General features: G+C 72.5%; 18 protein-coding genes and 1 pseudogene. 13 read left to right on the forward strand and 6 right to left on the reverse strand.

The genetic code is table 11. The annotated features are described in order from the left end of the window. Positions 1–57 precede the first annotated feature (57 nt). On the forward strand, positions 58–2,388 hold the full coding sequence (gene lon / locus O7617_RS28575; protein WP_282259352.1) for an endopeptidase La: 2,331 nt from the start codon (positions 58–60) through the stop codon (positions 2,386–2,388). A gap of 133 nt (positions 2,389–2,521) precedes the next feature. Then, positions 2,522–2,923 carry a DoxX family protein gene (locus tag O7617_RS28580; protein WP_282259353.1) on the forward strand — a complete coding sequence of 134 codons (402 nt, stop codon included), beginning with the start codon at positions 2,522–2,524 and terminating at the stop codon, positions 2,921–2,923. Positions 2,924–2,970: 47 nt separating this feature from the next. On the opposite strand, the gene O7617_RS28585 is transcribed toward O7617_RS28580, so the two are convergent. Further along, positions 2,971–4,704 (reverse strand): DEAD/DEAH box helicase, encoded by a 1,734-nt coding sequence (locus O7617_RS28585; RefSeq protein WP_282259354.1) that lies wholly within the window; start codon positions 4,702–4,704, stop codon positions 2,971–2,973. Positions 4,705–4,891: 187 nt separating this feature from the next. Further along, positions 4,892–5,764 carry a DUF6010 family protein gene (locus tag O7617_RS28590; RefSeq protein WP_282259356.1) on the reverse strand — a complete coding sequence of 291 codons (873 nt, stop codon included), beginning with the start codon at positions 5,762–5,764 and terminating at the stop codon, positions 4,892–4,894. 131 nt (positions 5,765–5,895) lie between these two features. On the opposite strand from O7617_RS28590, the gene O7617_RS28595 reads away from it, so the two are divergent. From O7617_RS28595 to O7617_RS28625, 7 genes and pseudogenes are all read left to right on the forward strand, one after another. Next, positions 5,896–7,050 (forward strand): histidine kinase, encoded by a 1,155-nt coding sequence (locus O7617_RS28595; RefSeq protein WP_282259357.1) that lies wholly within the window; start codon positions 5,896–5,898, stop codon positions 7,048–7,050. After that, the gene (locus tag O7617_RS28600; protein WP_282259358.1) at positions 7,047–7,652 is read left to right on the forward strand and encodes a response regulator transcription factor; all 606 of its coding nucleotides are present in this window, start codon (positions 7,047–7,049) and stop codon (positions 7,650–7,652) included. Before O7617_RS28595 ends, O7617_RS28600 begins: the two co-directional genes overlap by 4 nt. Positions 7,653–7,727: 75 nt before the next feature. Then, positions 7,728–8,927, forward strand: a complete 1,200-nt coding sequence (locus O7617_RS28605) for a low temperature requirement protein A (RefSeq protein WP_282259359.1) — start codon at positions 7,728–7,730, stop codon at positions 8,925–8,927. 9 nt (positions 8,928–8,936) lie between these two features. Next, positions 8,937–9,455, forward strand: coding sequence for a 2'-5' RNA ligase family protein (locus tag O7617_RS28610; protein WP_282259360.1), 519 nt, complete (start codon positions 8,937–8,939; stop codon positions 9,453–9,455). A gap of 67 nt (positions 9,456–9,522) precedes the next feature. Beyond that, positions 9,523–9,711 (forward strand): annotated as a pseudogene (locus tag O7617_RS28615) (helix-turn-helix domain-containing protein); the annotation flags it as partial. Between the two features lie 178 nt (positions 9,712–9,889). Next, a complete protein-coding gene (locus O7617_RS28620; protein ID WP_282259362.1) occupies positions 9,890–10,858 on the forward strand; it encodes a DUF5715 family protein in 969 nt (322 codons plus the stop codon). Between the two features lie 4 nt (positions 10,859–10,862). Beyond that, positions 10,863–12,452 carry an asparagine synthase-related protein gene (locus tag O7617_RS28625; protein ID WP_282259363.1) on the forward strand — a complete coding sequence of 530 codons (1,590 nt, stop codon included), beginning with the start codon at positions 10,863–10,865 and terminating at the stop codon, positions 12,450–12,452. A gap of 33 nt (positions 12,453–12,485) precedes the next feature. Here O7617_RS28625 and O7617_RS28630 read toward each other — a convergent pair whose 3' ends face one another. Then, a complete protein-coding gene (locus O7617_RS28630; protein ID WP_282259364.1) occupies positions 12,486–13,697 on the reverse strand; it encodes an SLC13 family permease in 1,212 nt (403 codons plus the stop codon). Between the two features lie 223 nt (positions 13,698–13,920). Next, positions 13,921–15,366, reverse strand: a complete 1,446-nt coding sequence (locus O7617_RS28635) for a hypothetical protein (protein WP_282259365.1) — start codon at positions 15,364–15,366, stop codon at positions 13,921–13,923. A gap of 138 nt (positions 15,367–15,504) precedes the next feature. On the opposite strand from O7617_RS28635, the gene O7617_RS28640 reads away from it, so the two are divergent. The 4 genes from O7617_RS28640 (at position 15,505) to O7617_RS28655 (ending at position 20,754) form a co-directional block, all read left to right on the forward strand. Continuing rightward, complete coding sequence (locus tag O7617_RS28640) at positions 15,505–16,209, forward strand: DUF305 domain-containing protein (RefSeq protein WP_282259366.1); 705 nt, start codon at positions 15,505–15,507, stop codon at positions 16,207–16,209. A 55-nt stretch (positions 16,210–16,264) separates the two neighbouring features. After that, entirely contained in the window at positions 16,265–17,470 is a 1,206-nt protein-coding gene (locus O7617_RS28645) for a sensor histidine kinase (RefSeq protein ID WP_282259368.1), read from the forward strand. Further along, entirely contained in the window at positions 17,467–18,132 is a 666-nt protein-coding gene (locus tag O7617_RS28650; RefSeq protein WP_282259369.1) for a response regulator transcription factor, read from the forward strand. The genes O7617_RS28645 and O7617_RS28650 overlap by 4 nt, the downstream gene beginning before the upstream one ends. Before the next feature lie 147 nt (positions 18,133–18,279). Next, positions 18,280–20,754: an FtsX-like permease family protein gene (locus O7617_RS28655; protein WP_282259370.1), complete on the forward strand. Its 2,475-nt coding sequence runs from the start codon at positions 18,280–18,282 to the stop codon at positions 20,752–20,754. 80 nt (positions 20,755–20,834) lie between these two features. On the opposite strand, the gene O7617_RS28660 is transcribed toward O7617_RS28655, so the two are convergent. Further along, positions 20,835–22,097 carry a nucleotide sugar dehydrogenase gene (locus O7617_RS28660; RefSeq protein WP_282259371.1) on the reverse strand — a complete coding sequence of 421 codons (1,263 nt, stop codon included), beginning with the start codon at positions 22,095–22,097 and terminating at the stop codon, positions 20,835–20,837. A gap of 124 nt (positions 22,098–22,221) precedes the next feature. After that, complete coding sequence (locus O7617_RS28665) at positions 22,222–23,595, reverse strand: serine/threonine-protein kinase (RefSeq protein WP_282259373.1); 1,374 nt, start codon at positions 23,593–23,595, stop codon at positions 22,222–22,224. Between the last annotated feature and the right edge of the window lie 366 nt (positions 23,596–23,961).

Genomic DNA, 23,961 nt, shown 5'->3' on the forward strand with positions numbered 1-23,961 from the left:
GAACGCTTTGTTACTTGAGCCAGACACGCTCAACTCAAACGTGATGGCAGGTGTTCGATGGCAACTCTTCCGGTACTTCCCCTGACCGACGCCGTGCTACTGCCCGGGATGGTCATCCCGGTGACCCTCGACCCGTCCACCCAGGCCGCGATCGACGCCGCCCGCGCGACCGGCGACCGTAAGCTCCTGGCCGTTCCGCGCATCGACGGCGAGTACGGCCCGGTCGGCGTGGTCGCCACCATCGAGAAGGTCGGCCGGCTGCCCGAGGGTGAGCCCGCCGCCGTCATCCGTGGCCTGTCCCGGGCCCGGATCGGCTCCGGCGTTCCCGGCCCCGGCGCGGCGCTCTGGGTCGAGGCGACCGAACTCGACGAACCCGCCTACGCCGGTCGGGCCCGCGAACTCGCCCGCGAGTACCGCGCCCTGGTCACCTCCGTCCTGCAACAGCGGGGCGCGTGGCAGGTCATCGACGCGGTGGAGCGGATGACCGATCTCTCCGAGTTGGCCGACTCGGCCGGTTACGCGCCCTGGCTGACCCTGGAGCAGAAGACCGAGCTGCTCGCCGCGCCCGACGTGACCTCCCGGCTGGAGCTGCTGGTCGGCTGGGTGAAGGACTACCTGGCCGAGCAGGAGGTCACCGAGCAGATCAACAGTGACGTCCGCGAGGGGCTGGAGAAGTCCCAGCGCGAGTTCCTGCTGCGTCAGCAGCTCGCCGCGATCCGCAAGGAGCTGGGCGAGGACGAGCCGGACGGCTCGGCCGACTACCGGTCCCGGGTCGAGTCCGCCGAGCTGCCGGAGAAGGTCCGCGAGGCGGCCATGCGCGAGGTCGGCAAGTTGGAGCGGGCCAGCGACGCCTCCCCGGAGGCCGGCTGGATCCGTACCTGGCTGGACACCGTGCTCGAGATGCCGTGGGGCACGCGTACCGAGGACAACACCGACCTGGCCGCGGCCCGGGCGGTGCTCGACGCCGACCACGCCGGCCTGGCCGACGTGAAGGACCGCATCCTGGAATACCTGGCGGTGCGCAACCGGCGGGCCGAGCGCAACCTCGGTGTGGTCGGCGGTCGCGGCTCCGGCGCGGTGCTCGCCCTCGCCGGTCCTCCCGGCGTCGGCAAGACCAGCCTCGGTGAGTCCGTGGCACGGGCGCTCGGCCGTAACTTCGTCCGGGTGTCGCTCGGCGGCGTCCGGGACGAGGCGGAGATCCGTGGTCACCGGCGCACCTACGTGGGCGCGCTGCCCGGTCGGATCGTCCGCGCGCTGCGCGAGGCCGGCTCGATGAACCCGGTCGTGCTCCTCGACGAGGTGGACAAGCTGGCCGCCGGCTACGCCGGCGACCCCGCCGCCGCCCTGCTGGAGGTGCTCGACCCGGCGCAGAACCACACCTTCCGGGACCACTACCTGGAGGTCGACCTCGACCTGTCCGACGTGCTCTTCCTGGCCACCGCCAACGTGGTGGAGTCCATCCCCGGCCCGCTGCTGGACCGGATGGAGCTGGTCATGTTGGACGGCTACACCGAGGACGAGAAGGTCGCCATCGCCCGGGACCACCTGCTGCCCCGGCAGCGGGAGCGGGCCGGGTTGACCGCCGACGAGGTGGACATCGCCGACGAGGCGTTGGCGCTGATCGCCGGGGAGTACACCCGGGAGGCCGGTGTCCGGCAGCTCGAACGGGGCCTGGCGAAGATCCTGCGCAAGGTGGCGGTGACGTTGGCGACCGACCCGTCGCCGGTACGCGTCGACACCGACAACCTCACCGGCTACCTCGGGCGACCGAAGTTCACCCCGGAGTCGGCCGAGCGCACCGCGGTACCCGGCGTGGCGACCGGCCTCGCCGTCACCGGCGCCGGTGGTGACGTGCTCTTCATCGAGGCGACGAGCATGGAGGGCGAGCCGGGGCTGACCCTGACCGGCCAGCTCGGCGACGTGATGAAGGAGTCGGCGCACATCGCGCTGTCGTACCTGCGGTCCAACGGGCGACGGCTCGGCATCGACCCGAACGCCCTGGCCGGGCGGCGGATCCACGTCCACTTCCCGGCGGGCGCGGTGCCCAAGGACGGTCCGAGCGCCGGCATCACCATGGTGACGGCCCTGGCGTCGCTGGTCACCGGCCGCCCGGTCCGCCCCGAGTTCGGGATGACCGGTGAGGTGACCCTCTCCGGTCGGGTGCTGCCGATCGGCGGGGTGAAGCAGAAGCTGCTCGCCGCGCACCGGGCCGGCCTCACCGAGGTCATCATCCCGGCGCGCAACGAGCCCGACCTGGACGACCTGCCGACCGAGGTGCGCGAGGCGCTGACCGTGCACACCCTGGCCGACGTGGCCGACGTGCTCGCCCTGGCGCTGCGCCCGGCCGACGTCCCGGCGCTGGACGGACCGGCGCTCTTCGTCTCCTGACCCTCCGACCGCGATGACCCCCGCCGTCCCCGTGACGGCGGGGGTCATCGATGTCCGCGCACCGAGCGCTACTGTCGCCTGACGCTCGCCATGACCTCTCCGCCGCGAGGCGGTGCCCCCGGAGGTGACCCCCGTGAACGTGCCGCTCTGGGCGATCCAGATCCTGCTCGCCGCCGTTTTCGCCGGTGCCGGCCTGGCCAAGCTGACCCAACCCAAGGAGAAGCTGCGCGACCGGATGGGCTGGGTCGATCCGGTCCCGCCGTCGCAGGTGAAGGCACTCGGCTTCGTCGAGGTGCTGGCCGCCGTCGGGCTGGTGCTGCCCCCACTCACCGGCATCGCCACAGTGCTCACCCCACTCGCCGCCGTGGGGCTCGTCATCGTCATGATCGGCGGCATCCTGGTGCACCGGCGCGACATGAAGGCGCACACCGGTGACCGACGCAAGCTGGAGATCCAGGGTGCGATCACCTGCGCGGTGTTGCTGGTCCTCGCCGCCGTGGTGGCCTGGGGACGCTTCGGCCCGTACTCCTTCTGACGGCTACGCCGGCGACCGTCGTACCCCGGCGGTCGCCGGCGACGTGTTCAGCGGTCGTCGCGTCCGCGGTCGCGGCGCACCGTCGCCTTGCGGCCCTTGATCGTGCTCTGGCGCAGCCCGGAGATCACCTCGTCGGCCACCCCCTGCGGCACCTCCACCAGGGAGAACCGGTCGGCGATCTCGATCGAGCCGATGTCCCGACCACGGATCCCGGTCTCGCCGGTGATGGCGCCGACCAGGTCCTGCGGGCGTACTCCCGCGCGCCGGCCCAGGCCGACGAAGACCTGGACGGTGTTGCCGCCACCGGAACGCGGCCGACCACCGCCACGCCGATCGCCGCCCCGGCCCCCGGACTCCGGCCGACCCTCGCGGGGACCGCGCACCGGGACCTGCGGGATCTCCTCCTCGTCGTCGGAGCCCGGCGAGGTGACCTCGTGGGCCAGCTTCACCGCGGCGAGGGCGACCTCCATCAGGTCGAACTCGTCGGTGAGCGTCTCCACGATCACCCGGTACGGGTCGAGGTCGTCCTCCAGCAGGCTCTCCCGCAACGCCGCCTGGGTCAGCTCCAACCGGCGGGTCCGCATGTCCGCCACGGTGGGGATCTTGTCGATGATGATCCGCTGGCCGGTCACCCGCTCGATCGTCTTGAGCATCCGGTGTTCGCGCGGCTCGGCGAGGGTGATCGCCACGCCCTCGCGGCCGGCCCGACCCACCCGGCCGATGCGGTGCACGTACGACTCCGGGGCGGACGGCACGTCGTAGTTGACGACGTGGGTGAGCTGCTCGACGTCCAGCCCGCGAGCCGCCACGTCGGTGGCCACCAGCAGGTCGGCGGTGCCCGCCCGCAGTCGCCCCATCACCCGGTCGCGCTGCTCCTGGCTCATGCCACCGTGCAACGCCTCGGAGCGGTAGCCCCGGCCGTTCATCGTCTCGGTCAGCCGGTCGACCTCCTCGCGGCTGCGGCAGAACACGATCGCGGCGGTCGGCGACTCCACGTCCAGCACCCGACCCAGCGCGGCCGGTTTGTGCGCCCGGGTGACGATGTACGCGCTCTGCCGCACCCGGGGCGCCTCACCCGCGACCGGCTGCTCCCGACCGATCTCGATCCGGACCGGGTCGCTGAGGTGCTGCCGGGCCATGCCGTCGATGCGCGAGGGCATGGTGGCCGAGAAGAGCACCGTCTGACGCTGCGTCGGGGCGTGTTCCAGGATCGCCTCGATGTCCTCCGCGAAGCCCATGTCGAGCATCTCGTCGGCCTCGTCGAGCACGACAGTGGTCAGCCCACCGAGGCGCAGGGTGCCCCGGGCGATGTGGTCGAGGGCGCGCCCCGGGGTGGCCACCACCACGTCCACGCCGCTGTCGAGTGCCCGCAGCTGCCGTCCGATCGGCTGCCCACCGTAGATCGGCAGCACCCGGGCGCCCAGGTCCTTGCCGTAGCGGTGGAACGCCTCGGAGACCTGCACCGCCAGCTCACGGGTCGGCACCAGCACCAGCGCGACCGGGTCACCGCCGCGACGGTGGGCCGTCATGAGGTTCAGCAGCGGAAGCGCGAACGCCGCCGTCTTGCCGGTGCCGGTGGCCGCCTGACCCAACAGGTCCCGACCCTTCAGCAGCGGTGGGATCGCCTCCCGCTGGATGGGCGTCGGCTCCTCGTAGCCGAGGGCGGACAGCGCGCCCAACAGTTCGGCGCGCAGGCCGAGCTCGGTGAAGGCGTTCACCTCGTCGGTGCCGGCGGGGGTGGCGTCGGACGGTGCGTCGTGCTGTACAGGTGCGGAACTCATGCGCCAAGCCTTTCATCACGCCGTCCGGGCCGCTGCGCCGACCGCCACAAGAGCGCGGCCACTGCGCGCCACCGCCGCCACAAGATCCACGCAACATCGGTGAAACTGCTGCCTCCGCGACGCCTGAGGCAGCAGTTTCAGCGATGTTGTGCGGATCTTGCCCCTCCGCCCCCGGACGGGCGGAACGTCAGACGGCGCCGCTCAGGATCGCCAGGATCATGATGCCTGCCAGCGTCGTGTCGAGCACCGCGCACCCCTCGGTGTACCAGCGCGGCACCACCCGTCCGGTGCGGTGATGGGCCAGGTCCCACCCGGCGTGCGCCAGCCAACCGAGCGCCACCAGCCACTCGGCGGTCCGACCACCTATGGTCACCGCGACCAGTGTCACCGCGACCCAGACGGCGAGACCGACCAGATGGGTGGCGAGCACGCCCGGCCCGTGCAGTGTGCGTCGGACCATGCCGATCAGCAGGTATCCGCCGGGCAGCACCAGCATCGTCCACGGGCTGAGCACCGTCGGGTCGACCCACATGTCCACCGTCACCAGCAGCGCCAGCCCGGTAGGCCAGCGGTGGGCGAGCGCCACCACGGCCGGGTGCCGACGGATCACCGCCGGCGACTCGTGCCGATGCCGCACCGCCACCAGCACCATCGCCGGCACCATCAGCAGGTGACCGCCGAGCAGCAGGGCGTCGGCGTCGAGCAGACCCGTCCAGTACGGCACGAACAGCAGCAGGAACGGCACGTACATCGCCGCGGCCATCTCGCCGACACCACGCCAGTGGTGCGCCCGGTAGCGCATCCACACCGTCATCCCGACTGTCATGTTCGTGGCCATCACCAGCGCGGCCACCTCCGGCCGACCCAGCGTCCCGGTGAGCCCGAGCGGGGCGCCGGCGGCGTCCCACAGCGGCCCGAGCAGCAGCATCCCGACGACCATCGCCAACGCCATCTCGGCGAGATGCCACCACAGCCGCCGCGTGCCGGTGCCGGGTGGTGCCGGCAGCGGCCCAGGCGGTGGTACGACAGTGCTGTCCGCGTACCCCCGTGTGTTCTCCATGCCCTGACCCTGCCGGTGTCCCGGCTCGGTGGGCAGGCGCGTCCGTCACCGGGTTCCCGTGCGCGGTGCACGGTTCGACAGTGACGATTCGCATGGGTGGACCGGTCGGCGCGCGGTCCTAGGATCGACGCGTGACGAGCGAGGCGGTGACTCCCCGGGCCGACCGCCGGCTGCTCCGGGCGCGGCAGGCGACGTTGCTGTCGCTGGCCCTCGGGATGTGGGCGACCGTCCTGCTGCCGACGGTCGGCCTGACCCGGGAGCCGGACGCCGGCCGCGTCGCGCTCGGCGTGGTCGGCATCCTCGCCTTCGCGGCCACCCAGACCGCGGTGTCGTACGCGGCGGTCACCCCCTGGCTCGCGCAGCGGTGGCGACGCCGTGCCCAGGTCGGCCTGGTCGTCGTGGCGCTGCTGACCGTGCCGTTGGTGGCACCGGTCGCGGCCGGGAGCTGGCCGACCTGGGCGTGGCTCGGCGCCTCCCTGGTCGGGATGGCTCCCCTGGTGGTGCGCCTCCCCGGCGCGTTGGCGGTCACCGCCGGCGTCCTCCTGGTGTCGGCGGCGGTGGCCTGGTGGACCGGCGGCCCGGTCGGGCGGTCCCTGGCCGTGACGGGCGGGGTCGGGGTGGGCGTGGCGGCGGTCAACCGGTTCCAGGTGTGGTTCTGGGACCTGCTGGTGGAGGCCCGGCAGGGCCAGGCCGCCCAGGCCCGGCTGGCCGCCGCCGAGGAGAGGCTGCGCTTCGCCCGGGAGGTGCACGACCTGCTGGGGCACGGCCTCACCGTGATCGCGTTGAAGGCCGAACTCGCCGCGCGGCTCGCCCCGGTCGACCCGGTTCGGGCTGGTCGGGAGGCCGCCGAGGTGCAGCGCCTCGCCGCGTCCGCGCTCGGCGAGGTCCGCGAGAGTGTGCACGGTTACCGTGCTGTCGACCTCGGTGAGCAGGTGGTCGCCGTGGCGGAGGTGCTCCGCTCCTGCGGGGTGCGCTGCACGGTGCCCCCGGCGCCCGTGGACCTGCCGCAGCCGGCCGCCAGCGAGCTGGCGGCGGTGCTGCGTGAGGCGAGCACCAACGTGTTGCGCCACAGCCGCGCCGAATGGTGCCGGATCCACATCGACCGGGAGAGGGACGTGGCCAGGATGACGGTGACCAACGACGGTGCCGACGACGGCGGCCCGGACGAGCACAGCCACGGCCTGCGGGGCCTGGCCGACCGGCTCGCCGCGGCCGGTGGAGAGCTGCGGGTCCGCCGCCAGGACGCGGTGTTCACACTCGAGGCCACCGTGCCGGTGCCGTCGTGATCCGCGTCCTGCTGGCCGACGACGAGGACCTGATCCGGGTCGCGGTCGCCGCACTGCTCGGCCTCGAACCGGACATCGACGTGGTGGCCCAGGCCGCCGACGGGCCGACGGCGGTCACCGCGACGATCGCGCACGGTCCGGACGTCGCGGTGGTGGACCTGGAGATGCCCGGCCTGGACGGCATCGCCGTCGCCGCCGAGTTGGCCCGCGTCCGCCCCGGGTGCGCGGTGGTCGTGTTGACCGGGCACGGCCGCCCGGGGCACCTGCGCCAGGCGTTGACCGCCGGGGCCCGGGGGTTCCTGCCCAAGGGCTCGCCCGGCGGTGCGCTCGCCGACGTCATCCGCCGCGTGCACGGCGGCGGACGGTACGTCGATCCGTCGCTGGCCGCCGACGCGCTCACCCTGCCGGCGTGCCCGCTCACGCCTCGGGAGTTGGAGACGCTGCGGCTGGCCGAGTTCGGCGCACCGGTCGCGGTGATCGCCCGCCGGGTGCACCTGTCCACCGGCACGGTCCGCAACCACCTCTCCGCGGCCGTTCAGAAACTCGGCGCGGCCGACCGGGCCGAGGCGGTCCGTGCCGCCCGGGACAACGGCTGGCTCTGATCCGCTCGGTCCGCGTGTCGTGGCTGCTCCGATACTTCATCCGAAACGCTGCCGATCTGCTGCCAAGATGGGCGAATGGCCAGGAAAGTCGCGGCGGGTCCGGTCGACCCGGTGCGGTCCAGCGCCGTCGAACTGTTCTTCGACCTGGTCTTCATCTTCACCCTCGGCCGACTGTCGGCGACCCTGGTCGAGGGGCCCAGCCTGCTCGCCGACGCGCAGGCCGTCATCTTCCTGCTCGCCTTCTGGTGGATCTGGTACAACACCAACCTGGCCACGGACAGCCTCGACTGCGAACGACCCACGGTCCAGATCCTGATCATCTGCGTGATGCTCGGCAGCCTGTTGATGTCCATCAACGTGCCGGACGCGTTCGGTGACCAGGGCTTCGTCTTCGTGAGCGCCTACCTCGGGATCCACCTCGGTCGCACCCTGGTCATGGCTCTCTACCTGCACGGCACCCCGGCCTGGCGACGGCCGGTACGAGGGATCGTCTGGTACCTGATCTCCGGGACGGTCTGGTTCGCCGGGGCCGCGTCCGACGGTGACGAGGCGCGCGTGCTGTGGTGGGCCTTCGCGTTGGCGATCGACTACTCAGGGTCGGTGCTGGGATGGCCGGTGCCGTGGCTCGGTCGGGCGCGATCCGACGAGTGGCACCTCTCCGGTGAACACCTCGCCGAGCGCTACCGGCAGTTCATCATCCTGGCCCTCGGCGAGACGATCCTGGCCACCGGCAACTTCTACCGGCTGTCGGCGCGGGACCTGGCCGACACCACCGCATTCCTGATCACTTTCTGGACGGTCGTCTTCCTCTGGTGGACCTACTTCTACCGCACCACGAGCAGCCTCGCCGCGAAGATCGACGGTGCGGTTGACCCGTACCGGATCAACCTGCGGGCGAGCTACACCCACCTGGTGATGGTGGCGGGCATCCTGCTCACCGGCATCGGCGGCGAACTCATGCTGAAGGAGCCCACCGGGCAGCGGTCGGCCGGCAACGTCGTGGCGATCCTGATCGGGCCGCTGACCTTCCTCGTCGGGCGGATGATCTTCGAGATCTGGGTGTTCGGCCGACTGACGAGGCACTGTCTCGCCGCCGTGGTGGCGTGTCTGATCCTGAGCCCGGTGGCGGCGCGGTTCCCGCCGCTGGCGGTGGGCCTGCTGGGGGCGGCCACCATCACCATCGTCGCCGTCTTCGACCTGACCCACCGCTCCCGGATCGCAGGCGGGGTCAACCCGGTGTCCGGCGAAGACGTCGCCCTCCGCCGTACCCGTTAGCGTGGGCGCGTGCGTACGGTGGAACTGGTCTGCTCACCCGGGTTGGAGACCGCGGTCCGGTCGACCTGGGAGCGGCTCGCTGCGGCGGGTCTGCCCAGTCTGGCTCGCAACATCCATCCGACCAACCGGCCGCACCTCACCCTCGCCGCGGTGGACGACCTTCCGCCCGGCGTCGAGCACCGACTGGGCGAGGCGTTCGACGACGCGCTGCCGGTGCCGGTGACCCTCGACCGCGTCGTGGTCCTCGACGGCAGCGCTCCCTTGGTCTGGCTCGTCCGGCCCACGCCGGTGCTGACCGCGCTGCACGCCGCCGTCTGGGAGATCCTCGCCGACGTCGAGGGGCGACGTCCGTGGCACGCGCCCGGTGCCTGGGTGCCGCACCTGAGCCTGGCGCTGCGGTTCCGCAACGCGGACCTGCGGCTGGCCCGGGCCGTCGCGGGTGGGCAGCGACCGACGGGCTCCTTCGACGGTGCCCGCAGCTACGACGGTACGAACCGGACGGTGTCCCCGCTCACCCGGCTCGACTGAGCGGGAGCGCCCCTCGAACCCGACCCTGCCCGGTCGCCGCTCCGGTGCTCAGGGCGATGATGGCGTCATGAGTGGTGCTGAGGGGCGGGGGATGGTCGAGTTGGCCGCGTTGCTGGCCGACGGCACCCGAGCCGGGATGTGCCTCGCGCTGCTCGACGGGCGGGCGTGGACCGCCGGGGAGTTGGCCCGTCGTGCCGGGGTCGCGCCGTCCACGGCCAGCGATCACCTCACCCGGCGGGTACGCGCCGGCGGGCTCGACGCCCCGGCGGGGCTGCCGTCGTACGCCGAGGTGCAGGGGCTGACCCCGGAGCAACCGGACGGCCCGCTCCCTTAGGGGTAGATAGGAGGATTGTTCGGTCCGCTCCGGTCACGGCGATTACGGTGTGTTACAGGGCGAAGTACCCACTGTGGTGACCGGAGAAGGGACCCCCGTCATGCGAGTGCCCAGTCGTAGTCCGGGACAGCAACCCGGTCCGCCCGTGTCACCCACCGCACCCGCGCACCGCCGACCCTCCGGCGCGGCCCCGCGCCGCCTTCCCACCGCCGACCCCGACCTGGCCGCCTACCGCGCCGCCGTGGCGGAACTGCTGGTCGAGGTGGGCGCCCTGGCCGACGCGACCAGCACCCGGGCCCGGCAGGTGCTCATCGACGAGCGACTGCGGGAGCCGGCGCTCGCCGCGGTCCTGGACGCCACCCCGCAGGGGCTGATCGGCGCCCGCGAGACGCTGCTGCTGGAGATGGCCCGCTACCAGCCGAACGAGCGCACCTCGGCCCGTGACCTGACCGCGCTGGTCCGGATCTACCTGCTCTCGCGCATCGACGTGCTGTGGTGGCAGGACGCTCCCACGTTCGTCACCGACGACCAGGTCAACGGCAGCGCCGAACTGGTCGACCTGGAGTGGCTGCGCCGCCGTGACCTGCTGCGCTTCCGCTACCAGGAGCAGCCCGCCACCATCCTCGGCCGGGCCGCCCGCGGTCTGCGGCGTCGACTCCGACCCGATGTCACCCCGCGCACGGCAGGGCTGCTGTTCCGCCGGGCCCGCCGAGAGGTGGTGGCGCTGCTCAACGACATCGGACGGGAGTTCGCCGCCGCCGCGCCGCCGGCCACCCCGCCGCTGTGGGTCACCAGCCTGGTCCGCAGCGCCGAACACCAGTACCGCCTGCGCCGTCTGGGCTACGCCGCGATGCTGCCCAGCGGGCACTGCCTCGGCTACTCCGTCGACGTCGAGCTGGCCTGGTTCGAGCGTTTCGGCGCCCGGGACACCCTGGCGGAGCTGCTGCTCGACCGGCAGGAGGCCGGAGAGCTGAACGTGATCGACGAGGGGCAGGCGTGGCACCTGTGTCTCGCCCCGACCGCCCGGCGTCGCCTGCGCCGGGCGTACGAGGCCGAGATGGGGGTCTGACCCGGTGTGTGGCATCGCGTTGAGCATCGGCCCCGAGGCCGACCCGGCGACGTTCCGGCGGATGCTCGCCGTCCTGGCCCCACGCGGTGAGGTCACCGAGACCCGGTCCGAGAACGGTCTGCTCGCCGGCACCCGCCGACTGCGGATCGTCGACCGGGACCGGGCGGTTCAGCCGTGGACCTCCACCGACGAACGCTGGTTGCTCTGCTTCAACGGGGAGATCTTCAACCACCGGGAGCTGCGGGCGCAGTTGACCCGTCTCGGGCAGGTCTTCCGCACCGACAGCGACACCGAGGTGCTGCTCGCCGCGTTCCAGCAGTGGGGCGAGGCGGCGGTGACCAGGCTCCGCGGCGAGTACGCCTTCGCGATCGTCGAGCGGGCCACCGGCCGGGCCTACCTGGCCCGCGACCCGGTCGGGGTCAAGCCGCTGTACTGGTCCCGCCGTCCCGGCTGCCTGCACCTCGCCTCCGAGGTGAAGGCGCTCGTCGGGCACGGCGCCCCGATCGTCGAGGTGCCGCCCGGCCACCACGGCTGGGCGGAGGCGGACGGGCACGTGCGGTTCACCCCGCACGTCGACCTGCTCACCATCGGCGCGGGCCTGCCCGTCATCGACGACCCGGACGAGGCCGCCCTGCTCGTCCGCGCCGCGTTGAGCGACTCGATCCGGATGCGGGTGGAGACCGACCTGACCGTCGGGGTGGTGCTCTCCGGTGGATTGGACAGCTCGCTGACACTGCGGCAGGTGCGCGACATCCACCCGGACTGCGTGGCCGTGACGGTCGGGGTGGCGGACAGCCCCGACGTGGCGTACGCCCGACGGCTCGCCGCCGACCTCGACGTTCCGCACGTGGTGGTCGAGCTGCGTCCGCGGGACATCCGGCTCGCCGACGTCCGCGAGGCGATCCGGATCTCCGAGCTGACCGAGTACGGCGACATCATCAACGCGGTCGTCTCGGTGCCGATCTTCCGGCGGCTGCGCGACCTGGGCATCAAGGTGGTGCTCACCGGCGACGGCTCCGACGAGCTGTTCGGCGGCTACCCGATGTACCACCAGGTCGGCCCCACCGCGGCGCGACGGTTGTTCCTGCACCGGATCCGCAACCTGTGCCGTACGGAGTTGCAGCGCGTCGACCGGGCCGCCATGGGGCACGGGGTGGAGGCCCGGGTGCCGTTCCTCGACCTCAGCGTCGTGGAACTGGCGATGCGACTGCCGGTGGATCTGAAGATCCGCCACGGGCAGGAGAAGTGGATCGTCCGCCGGGCGTTCGCGGACGTGCTGCCGGACTACATCCTGCGCCGCCCCAAGAACCCGATGTCCTACTCGTCCGGATTGCACGAGCGGGTCCGGCTGTACAAGCCGCTCTTCGCCCGACTGCACCGCTCGTTCGGCTACGACCTGCAGGAGCCGGTCCGCCGGGACTTCGACACCGTCCTCAGCCGCTGCGGCAACGACCTGGACCGGGCGATCGCCGACGGGTTGAGCCGACCCGACTACACGGTGTTGGAGCACGCCCGCGACCTGGTCGGTGCGGCCAGGTGGAACGCCGCGCCGATGGTCCGTCGACTGGTCGGCCCGCGCCCGCCCCGCCGCTGAACTCCCCGCCCGACCGTTCCTGGCGGCCGGCGGTCAGCTCCCCAGCAGCAGCGCGCCGACCGCGGCGAGCGTGCCGGTGACCGCGAGCAGCGTGCTGGTCAGCACGAACCGGGTCACCGGCACCGCCACCCCGGCGGCCCGGCACCGCTCGAACCAGAGCAGGGTGGCCAGCGAGGCCCAGGGGGCGGCCAGCGGGCCGACGTTGGTGCCGATCAGCAGGGCCAGCAGGCGGGTGTGGTCACCGGTCGGCAGCACCGACTCGCCGGCCAGGTAGGCGGGCAGGTTGTTCACCCCGTTGGCGAGCAGTGCACCGGTGCCTCCGGCGCGCAGGGCGCCCAGCGCTCCACCGTCGGCGCCGAGCAGGGTGCCGACCAGGTCGTCCAGACCGTGCCGGCCGAAGGTCTGCACCACCAGGAACAGGCCGGTGACGAAGAACAGCAGGCGCACCGGGACGAGCCCCGGGCGCAGCGTGGCGGGGGAGCGGAGGAGGAACCCGACCAGGACCAACGCGAGCGCGACGGTGGAGGCGAGACCGATCTCCACTCCGGCGAGGATGCCGGCGACGAAGAGCAGACAACCGGCCAGCGCCGTGCGGTGCAGCACCGGATCGGCGGGCACGTGGCGGGCCGGTGGGACGAAGCGCCCACCGCTCGGCCGTTCCCGTCGCCACCAGGCGAACCAGAGCAGGGCCATGGTCACCGTGACGGCGGCGAGCTGCGGCAGCGCCATCCGGGCCGCGTACGTCAGGGGGGCCAGCCCGACCCGGTCGGCGGCGAGCAGGTTGGTCAGGTTGGACACCGGCAGCAGCAGGCTCGCGGTGTTGGCCAACCAGACCGTGGTGACGGCGAGCGGGGCGGCGGGGATCCGCAGGTTCCGGGCCAGTGCGAGCAGCACCGGGGTGAGCAGCACGGCGGTGGTGTCGAGGTTGAGCACGAGCGTGGTCAGTGTGGCCAGACCGCCGCAGAGCAGGAACAACGCGACCCACCTGCCCCGGGAGGCCCGGGCCAGTCGGCTGGCCAGCACGTCGAAGACACCGGCCACGGCGGTCAACTCGGCGAGCACGATCACGGTGCCGAGGAACAGCAGCAACGGCAGGATCCGGTGCAGGGTCTGGGTGGTCTCGGCACGGGGGAGCAGCCCGCTCAGCGCGCAGGCCGCGCCGACCACGGCGAGCACGACCGCCACCACGTCCAGCGGGTGGGGCCGTCGGCGCGTGGTCGGTTCGGGCGGGGCTGCGACTGTCACATCTCGTGACGTTCGCACAGGTCCTGACCCCCCGCTCGGCAACCCCGGGCGAGGGTGACCAGTCCCACGACGCCCGCCGTCGAGCGCCCAGCCGGCCCGCGTCCCCCGCCGCGCCGCACCGATCGGGCGGGGTGGGCGACGAGCTGACCTGTCGGGTCTTCCGGACGTCGCCGGGCCCGGCCCCCCGACGTCGGGGGACCGGGCCCGGTTGCGTGCTCGGTGCCTACCAGCCCAGGTAGCTGGGCTGGGTCTGCACGTTGAGCTCCTGGTAGCGGGTCAGCTTGGCCGTCCAGGTGCGCCAGTCGTTCAGCTCCAGGACGTCCAGGCCCTTCACCATGTCGTTGGAGTAGATGTGGCCGTTGTAGTAGTACGCGGACCAGGTGCCGCCGCCGACGGGCCGGTCGGCCGAGAGCGGGCCGCGCTCCCAGAAGGCGATCTCCTTCGGCTTGGCCGAGTCGGTGAAGTCCCAGACCGAGATGCCGCCCTGGTACCACGCCTGGACCATGATGTCCTTGCCGAGCACCGGGATCAGCGAGCCGTTGTGCGCCACGCAGTTCTCGGTGTCGGCGTTCGCCCGGGGGATCTTGTAGTAGCTGCGGAAGGTCATCGTCCGCGCGTCGCCACGCCCGGAGATGTCGTAGATGGCGTCCGCGCCCCGGTTCGGGCCGATGGCCTCGTTGCAGGTCGCCGCCCCGCCACCGCCCAGCTCGTCGGTGAAGATCACCTTGGTGCCGGCGTTGTTGAAGGTGGCCGAGTGCCAGAACGCGAAGTTGACGGTGTCCCGGACCCGGTTGATGACCCGAGGTGCTTCCCGGTTCTTGATGTCGAGCAGGATGCCGTCACCCATGCACGCGCCGGCGGCCAGGTCCTTGGCCGGGTAGACGGTGATGTCGTGGCAGCCGGTGGTCGCCGAGCCGGTCTCGCTGCCCGGGAAACCGCCGTCCGGGAAGAGGTTCGGGGCGGCGATCACCGCGGCGTCGGTCGGCTTCTTCAGCGGCACCTTGATGATGGAGATCGAGTCGTGCGGCGGCTGGCAGTCCGGGAACTCGGCCCGCGGGCTGTACGACGAGACGTACAGGTAGACGGCCTTGCGGTCCTTGCCCGGCACCAGGGTGTGGGTGTGCGAGCCGCAGGCCGTCTCGACCGACTTGATGTAACGCGGGTTGGCCTTGTCCTTGATGTCGAAGACCTTGATGCCCTCCCACGAGCCCTTCACGTCCGCTCCCTGCGTGGTGCTGTTGCAGGAGTCGTCGCTGCGGGACGAGTCGGTGGAGAGGAACAGCAGGTCACCGTGGACGGAGATGTCGTTCTGCGACCCCGGGCAGAGCACCCGGGCCTTGACCGTCGGGGCGCTGGGCCGCGAGATGTCGTAGATGACGAAGCCGTTGTAGTTGCCGGCGAACGCGTACTTGCCCTGGAAGGCGATGTCGCTGTTGGTGGCGTCCAGCGGGGCGACCTTGGGCACGTTGGCGATCTGGCGCAGGTTGGGGCTGCTCACGATCTCGTCGACGCCGGGGATCGTGTTGGTGAGCGCGGGGGCTGGGGCCGCCTGCGGCACCGCCTGCGCGTTGCTCGGCGGGGCGACGAGGGCGCTGGCGACGAGGAGGCCGGTCGTGGCGGCCGCCACGACGCGCAGTCGTCGTAACCGTGGCTTGTGGAGTCTGATCATCGGCGGGGCCCTTCGCAAGGGGGAGACGATGGTTGACACGTTACCGTCCGGCGAAGATCGTCGATGTGAGCTGGATCACATCAAAGTGGGTTCTTCAATAGATAACATCGCGGTGACCTCGACCTCAGGGAGTGGCCCATGACCGATCGGCGCGCGCGCACCCTGGCAGTCGTCACACTGGCTCTCGTGCTGCCGCTGGCGGCGTTCTTCGCGATCCGTCTCGGCGACGACACCGGCACGGGCACCGGGCAGCCGGTCTCCGCACCCGCCTCCAGCGCGCCGCCGACCGCCAGCCCCGTCCCCACCGACCTGACGGTCATCGCGCCCGGCCGCCCGGGCGAGACGGCGGCCACCCGCCCGGCGCACGAGGTCCGCGACGTCGGCCCCGCACCGCACAACGCACTGGACGTCATGTTCGTCCAGATGATGATCCCGCACCACGCGCAGGCCCTGGCGATGGCGGAACTCGCCCCCGACCGGGCCGCCGACCCCGACGTCCGTGCCATCGCCGAGCGCATCCGCGCCAGCCAGGGGCCGGAGATGGGCGTGATGCGCGGCTGGCTGCAGACCCGTGGCCTCCCGGCGGAGGGGCCGGGGCACGATCACGGCACCATGCGTGGCATGCAGTCGCCCGAGGCGATGCGGCAGCTCGCCGCGACCCGCGGCGCGGACTTCGACCGGCTCTTCGTGCGGATGATGACCGAGCATCACCAGGGCGCCATCGAGTTGGCCACCAACCTGCTCACCGTCGGCTCCGACCTGACGCTCAACGAGTTCGCCAACGCCGTCGCCACCGAGCAGACCGTCGAGATCGACCGCATGCGCGAGATCCTCGACCGCTGAGCCCGGGCGCGAGGCGTGCGGGCCGGGAAGGCCCCGACACGTACCCTGGGTCACCGTGAGACGCACCCTCTTCGGTCGCCCGCTGCGCGGCGTCGCCTTCGACGTGGCCGTCGCCGCCCTGGTGGTGCTCGTCTCCCTCGCCTCGGCGGTGAACCAGCCGGGTCAGTGGGCGGCCACCGCGGTCGGTGTGGGGATGGCGGTGGCGCTGCTGTTCCGCCGTACCCACCCGAGAGCGGTGACAGTGGTGGTCGCGGCGCTCGCCCTGGTCCAGGTGATCGCCGAGTGGGGTCCCCTCGTCTACGACGTCGCCGTCCTGATCGCGCTCTACAGCGTGGTGAAGTACGGCGAGCGCCTGCGCGACGGAGTCCTGGCCGGCGCGGTCGCCGCCGTGGGCGTGCTGCTGGCCGCCGCGCAGACCCCCGGCGTCATCCAGTGGTGGGTCACCGCGCTGTGGTACGCCCTGGTCACCGGCGCGGTGTGGCTGGTCGCGCTGAACGTGCGGACCCGGCGGCTCTACGTGCTCAGCCTGGAGGAGCGGGCCACCACCCTGGAACGCGAACGGGAGGCCGAGTCCCGCGCGGCGGTCGCCGAGGAACGCACCCGCATCGCCCGGGAACTGCACGACGTGGTCGCCCACAGCATGGCGGTGATGATCGTCCAGGCGGACGGCGCCCGGTTCATGCTCGACCGGGACCCCGCCCAGGCGCGTACCGCCGTGAAGGTGGTCGCGGACACCGGCCGGCAGGCCCTGGAGGAGATGCGTCGGCTGGTCGGCGTCCTGCGCGACGCCGGACCGGGCGGAGCGGACGGGCTCGTCGTGGCCGCCGACCCGGAGCACCGCCGCCTGGCCCTGGCCGAGCTGCCCGACCTGCTGGCCCGGTTCGGTGACGCCGGGTTGCGGATCCGCAGCGCCGTCACCGGGACGCCTCCGGCGCTGCCCCCGGGGCTGGAGCTGACCGTCTACCGGGTGGTGCAGGAGGCGCTGACCAACGCGCTCAAGCACGCCGGTGTCGGCGCCGGCGTCGAGGTCGCGCTGACCTACGGCGACGAGGCCGTCGTGGTCCGGGTCGTCGACAACGGTCTGGGTCGCCCCCTGGTCAGCCCGGCGCCGTCGGGCGGTCACGGTCTGCTCGGCATGCGGGAGCGGGTGACGGTGTACGACGGCAGCCTCACCGCCGGTCCCCGACCGAGCGGGGGCTGGCTGGTCGAGGTACGGCTACCGCTACCGTCGGAGCCGGCAACGGAGGTGATCGCGGCATGACGATCCGGGTGGTGATCGTGGACGACCAGGCGCTGGTCCGCGCCGGTTTCCGGATGGTGCTGGACTCCCAGCCCGACCTGGAGGTGGTCGGGGAGGCGATCGACGGCGCCGACGCCCTGCGGGTGCTCGCCCGCACCGAGGCCGACGTCGTCGTGATGGACATCCGGATGCCGACGATGGACGGGGTGGAGGCCACCCGGCGGCTGTGCGCCGACCGGTCCGCCGCGGCGCCCCGGGTGCTGGTCCTGACCACCTTCGACACCGAGGCCGACGCGTTCGCGGCCCTTCAGGCCGGCGCGAGTGGGTTCCTGCTCAAGAACGTCCCACCGGAGGACCTGCTGGCCGCGATCCGGGTGGTGGCCCAGGGCGACTCCGTGGTCGCCCCGTCGATCACCCGGCGGCTGCTGGACCGGTTCGCCGGGCAGCTCGGCACCGCACCGCGTACCGACCCGCGGCTGGCGCAGCTCACCGAACGGGAACGGGAGGTGCTGCTGCTCGTCGCGCAGGGGCTGTCCAACGGGGAGATCGCCGACCGGGTGCACGTGGCCGAGGCGACGGTGAAGACCCACGTCGGGCGGATCCTGGCGAAGCTCCAGCTCCGCGACCGGGTTCAGGCGGTGGTCCTGGCGTACGAGAGCGGGTTGGTCACACCCGGCGGATGACGCCGCGTACGACCTGGGTCGTAGCGACCGGCGGACGCACCGCGACCCGGGGGGCACACAGGTCGAGCGCGCAGGTGGAGATCGACTGACCGGCCTCGGCCATAGCGTCGGAGGGGTCCGATCCGCCACCCGCACCGGGAGCCCCGCTTGATCCGCCTGACCCTGCGCTCGCTGCGTGCCGAGGCGCTGCGCATGCTGCTCTCCGCGCTGGCCGTCGTGCTCGGTGTCGCGTTCGTCGCCGGCACCATGATCTTCGTCGACGGGATGCGCGCCGGAACGTACGAGCGGGCCGGGACGTTCGACCGCCACACCGACCTGGGTGTCTACTCCGCCGGCCGGGAGGTGCTGCCGCCGACCCTGGTCGACCGGGTACGCGCTGTCGACGGGGTGGCCGCCGCGGCCGGTGAGTTGACCGACACCGCCGGGGTGCTCGGCGTCGACGGTCGACCGGTGCTCGGCTTCACCGTGCTCGCCGCCATCCCCACCGAGGACGCCCTGCGCTCGTACGACGTGGTCGCCGGACGGTTGCCCGACCGCGCCGGAGAGGTGGTGCTCGACGCGGAGACGGTCGCCGCGGAGGGTTTCGCGCTCGGTGCCGCGGTCCGAGTCGGCGGCGCCACCGGCCCGGCCCACCCGTACACCCTGGTCGGCACCGTCGACGTGGCCGGGACCGCCCGCGACGTCGGCGGCCCGTTCGTCGGCATGGTCGGACCGGACGCGCTGGCCCTCACCGTCCGGCCCGGATACGGCCGGGTCCTGGTGGCCGCCCGACCGGGGGCCTCCGTCGCGGCGCTGACCGAGCGGCTGCGCGCGGTGGTCGGCGGCGAGGCCACCGTGAAGAGCCGTGCGCAGATTCTCGACGAGGCCGTCGAGGACGCGGTCCGCAACGTGGAGCAGTTCCGGATGCTGTTGTTGATCTTCGTTGGGGTCGCCGTCGTGGTGGCCGGTTTCGTCATCGCCAACACGTTCGCGATCGTGTTGGCGCAGCGCACCCGCCGGACCGCCCTGCTGCGCCTGATCGGGGCCACCCGTGGTCAGGTGTTCCGGGCGGCCGTACTGGAGTCGGCGGTGCTGGGCCTGGTGCCCTCCGCGTGCGGGGTGCTGCTCGGGGTCGCCCTCGCCGGTGGGATGCGACTGATGATGTCCCGACTGGACGCGCCGGTCACCGGCGGCCTGACCGTGACCGGCTCGACCGTCGTCACCGGCCTGCTCCTGGGCACCGCGTTGACCGTGTGCGCCGCTCTGCTTCCGGCCTGGCGGGGGACCCGGGTCGCCCCGGTGGCCGCGCTCACCGACGCCGCGGTGCAGCCCGCGCGGGCTGCTGGTCGGGTACGCCTGGCCGTCGGCGCGGTGGTGCTGACCGTCGGTGTCGCGGCGCTGGCCGGTGCCGCCGACGCCGGTCAACTGCTGCTGGTGGCGGTCGGCGGGGTACTGGCCTTCTTCGGGATCGTGCTGTTCGGGCCGGTGCTCGTCCCGGCCCTGGCCCGGGTGTTCGGCTGGCCAGCTCGTCGCGTGCTCGGGGCGACCGGTGACCTGGCGGTGGCCAACACGATCCGCAACCCGCGGCGGGTCGCCGCGAGCGCCACCGCCCTGGTGATCGGGATCGGGCTGGTGTCGGCGTTCATGGTCGGCGCCCGCAGCACCAAGGACGGCATCGAACGCAGCGTGGACGCCCAGATCGGCACCGACTTCGTGGTCAGCGGTATCGGTCAGAACCTGCCGGCCGCGCTCGCCGGTGAGCTGGCCGCCCGCCCCGAGTTGGGTGTGGTGCACGAGCAGCTCAGCACGGTCGTCGCCGACGTCGAGATCCGCGCGGCCCACCCGGCGCTGGTCGGCCGGACCCTGGGCGCGGTGCTCGCCGGCGACGTCGCGCGGCTCGGGCCGGGGCAGGTGCTGGTGCACCGGGAGGTGGCGCAGGCACGCGGCTGGCAGGTCGGCTCACCGGTCACCGTGCGGGGCCGCTCGTTCCGGGTGGCCGCCGTGGTCACCGACGACACGTCCGGCGACGGCGCGCCGACCGGGCACGTCATCGACATGGCCGACGAGGACTTCGCCGCGCTCTTTCCCGACCAGCGCGGTTTCCTGGCCGAGGTGGACCCCGCCGCCGGGGTGAGCGCCGACCGGGCCCGGGAGGCGATCGAGACGGTGCTGGGCCGCTACCCGACGGTGAACCTGATGGACCAGGGCGCGTACAAGAGGATGCTGACCGGCACCGTCGACATGCTGCTCGTCTTCGTCACCGCGCTGCTCGGCCTGGCGGTCGTGATCGCCCTGGTCGGCGTGGCTAACACGCTGAGCCTGTCGGTGGTCGAGCGCACCAGGGAGAACGCCGTGCTCCGGGCGGTCGGGCTCACCCGGGGACGCATGCGGGGCGTACTCGCCGTGGAGGCGGTGCTGATGGCGCTGGTCGGCGCGGTGCTCGGCATCGGGCTGGGCACCGGCGTCAGCGCCTCCGCGATGGCCCTGCTGGCCCGCCTCGGCGGGGACTTCCACGTGGTGCTGCCGCTCGGTCAGCTCGGTCTGACCCTCGCCGTCGCGGTGCTGGCCGCCCTGCTCGCCTCGGTGCTACCGGCCCGTCGCGCGCTGTCCCGCCCGGTCGTCGAGGCGCTCGCCGACCAGTGACCCGCGACGTCGGCCCGGACGGACATCCGCCGGCCGGTCCCGCCGACTGTCGGCGGCGGGACCGGCCAGCGGTGCCGGGTCTACAGGCGCTCGACCAGTGGGCCGGCGCACCGGTTGCGGGTGTCGAACACGTAGCGGGCGTGCCGGACCACGAGGTCGTAGTCGAAGCTGTCGTGGTCGGTGACCACCACCACCCCGTCGGCGGCGCTCACCTCCCGCTCGGAGAGCCCGACCACGGTGACCCCGGCGGGGATCTGGTGCGGCTCGGCGTACGGCTCCACGGCGTGGACCTCGGCGCCGAGCGCCTGCAGCCGGCGGGCCACGTCGACCGCCGGGGAGTCCCGCATGTCGCCGGTGTTCTTCTTGTACGCCAGGCCGAGCAGCAACAGCCGGGCGCCGCTGACCGACCGGCCCGTGCGGTTCAATCCCGCCATGACCCGCTGCGCGACGTGTTCGGGCATCTCGTGGTTGACGTCGTTGGCCAGCTCGATGAACCGGAACTGTCGGCCGAGGCGGCGCTTGACCTGCCACGACAGGTAACAGGGGTCGATCGGCAGGCAGTGCCCGCCGACGCCGGGGCCGGGCCGGAACGGCAGGAACCCGAACGGCTTGGTCTCGGCGGCGTCGATCGCCTGCCAGACGTCGATGTCGAGGTGATGCGACAGCATCGTCAGCTCGTTGATCAACGCTATGTTGACCTGGCGGAACGTGTTCTCGATCAGCTTGGTCAGCTCGGCGACCCGGGTGGAGTCCACCGCGACGGTGCGGTGCACGATGCGCTGGTAGAACTCGTCCACCCGGGCCAGCGACGCCGAGTCCACCCCGGACACCACCTTGGGGGTGTTCTCCAGCTTCCACGTCGGGTTGCCCGGGTCGATCCGTTCCGGGCTGTAGCCGAGGTGGAAGTCGCCCGGACTGGTCAGCCCGCTGGCCTTCTCCAACAGCGGGCGCAGCAATTCCTCGGTGGTCCCCGGGTACGTGGTCGACTCCAGGACCACTGTGCAACCCGGCCGGACGTACGGGCCGATGCCGATACCCGCCTGCTCGACGAAGCTCAGATCGGGGGTGCCGTCGCGCAGCGGAGTCGGCACGGTGATGACGCAGACGTCGAAGCCCTCGGCGTCGGAGTACTCGGTGCTGGGGTTGTACCGCCCGCTGCTCAACGCCCGGCCCAGCCGGTCGGTCGGGATGTCCTCGATGAACGACTCACCGGAGGCGAGACGCTTGACCCGGTCGGCGTCGACGTCGAGGCCGACCACGTCCAGCCCCGCTTCGACAGCACGCAGGGCCAGCGGCAGCCCGACGTATCCCTGACCGATCACGACCAGCTTTTCAACGCTCACCCAGGCTCCTGCGGCAGTTGGTGGAAATGGCCTGCAGAGAGCCTAGAGGCGTCTTGAGCGACGTAAGTCCGTTTTGGGGATATCGGTGCTGGTGGGACCGCGCCGACGAATGGCGCCCGCCCGGCTACCCGTCGCCCGAGCCCTCCGGAACGGTCGGTGTGCTCTCCGTCGCGGTGGGCGTGGCCGACGTCGGCGTGGTGCTCGGCTCGCCGGTCGGGCCGCCCGTCGGCGCGGTGGTCCCGGTCGGCGTCCCCGTCGGCGTCGGTGAACTGCTCGTCTGGCTGGGTCGCACGCTCGGCGTCGCGGACGTCGAGGCGGACGGGGTGCTGGGGGCATGCGGCCGACCGGGTCGGCCCGGATCGACGGTGACGACCTGCTCGTTCGCCGCCGGTAGTTCCGCCGGGCCGCTCGGCGCCACAGTCGGCGACGTGGTGGGCAGCTTCACCGCCGGATCCTCGCCGGCGTTGCGCGCCGCTCCCAACGCGGCACCGAGCCCGACCAGCGCGACCAGCACGGCCGCGGCCGCGCCGACCAGGGGACCCCGCCGCCGGTGACGCCGGGACTGCGCCGCGCTCGCCACCGCCGCGCCGACCGGCGCGTCGGTACGGGTGCCCGGGCCGGCGTCGCGCAACGGGATCGGCGTGGCCATCGCCGTCGGAGGCTCGCCGCCGGTGACCGCGGTCCGGGCGGCCTCGGCCATCGCCGCGCCGCTGGTGAAGCGGTCGAGCGGATCCTTCGCCAGGGCCCGTGACACCAGGGCGCGGACCGCCTCCGGGATGTCGTGCGGCAACTCCGGCGGTTCGTCGTCCAGGTGACGCACCGCGACCTGGAGTGGGTTGTCGCCGGTGAACGGCGGACTGCCGGTGAGGCAGCAGTAGGTGACCGCGCCCAACGCGTAAATGTCGGTGGCACCGCTCACCGGCCGACCGGCGGCCTGCTCGGGAGCCATGTAGAGGGCGGTGCCCGGCACCGCGTTGGTGCTGGTGATGCTGGTGATGTCGGTGGAACGGGCCACCCCGAAGTCCACCAGGACGACGGTGCCGTCCTCCTGCACCAGCAGGTTGCTGGGCTTGACGTCCCGGTGCACGATGCCGCCGCGGTGCGCCGCGTTCAACGCGGCGGCGGCCTGGGCCACGATCGACATCGTCTCGGCCACGTCGAGCCGACCGGCCGTCTCGATGCGCTTGGACAACGGCTCGCCGGCGACGAACTCCATCACGAGGTAGTCCGCTCGGCCGCCGTCGTCGGGCAGGTCGTCGGCGCCGCAGTCGAAGACCTGAACGATGCCCGGGTGCCGCAGCGCCGCCATGATCCGCGCCTCGGCCCGGAACCGGGCGATGAAATCCGGGTCGGAGACCAACGCCGGCAGCAGCACCTTGACCGCGACCTGGCGGCCGAGGATCAGGTCGGAGGCACGCCAGACATCGCCCATACCGCCGGTGGCGACACGTTCGTCCAAGCGGTAGCGACCGCTGAGCACGACCTCCGATGACAACACCGCATTACCGTACCTAGAGTGGCGGTGCACGGCGTACCGCGGCCTGTCGTCCGCTCGGGTGACACCCGTCGGTCAACCGTCCCCGACCTGTGTGGACTCCACGTTCCTGTGACACGGCGACGACGTGGTGTGACGAAAGCTGACATCTTTCGGGGTCCGACCGCTCGGCGGTCGCCGAAAACCGCCCTCGACCACGGACCGCTTCCCCGGCTCACCGACCGTTACACCGACGCGCCGTCGAACATGGTTGATAATTGTCACTCTTCCGTGACGTGGTGCCGACTTGTCGCGCCGCCGGTCCCCTCCTAGCGTTAGCCCGGCTCGGACCCCGGCGACGTCGGCGCGCCGCCGATCACCCTGCCGGTG

This window comes from Micromonospora sp. WMMD1155 (genome assembly GCF_029581275.1).
Classification (GTDB): domain Bacteria; phylum Actinomycetota; class Actinomycetes; order Mycobacteriales; family Micromonosporaceae; genus Micromonospora.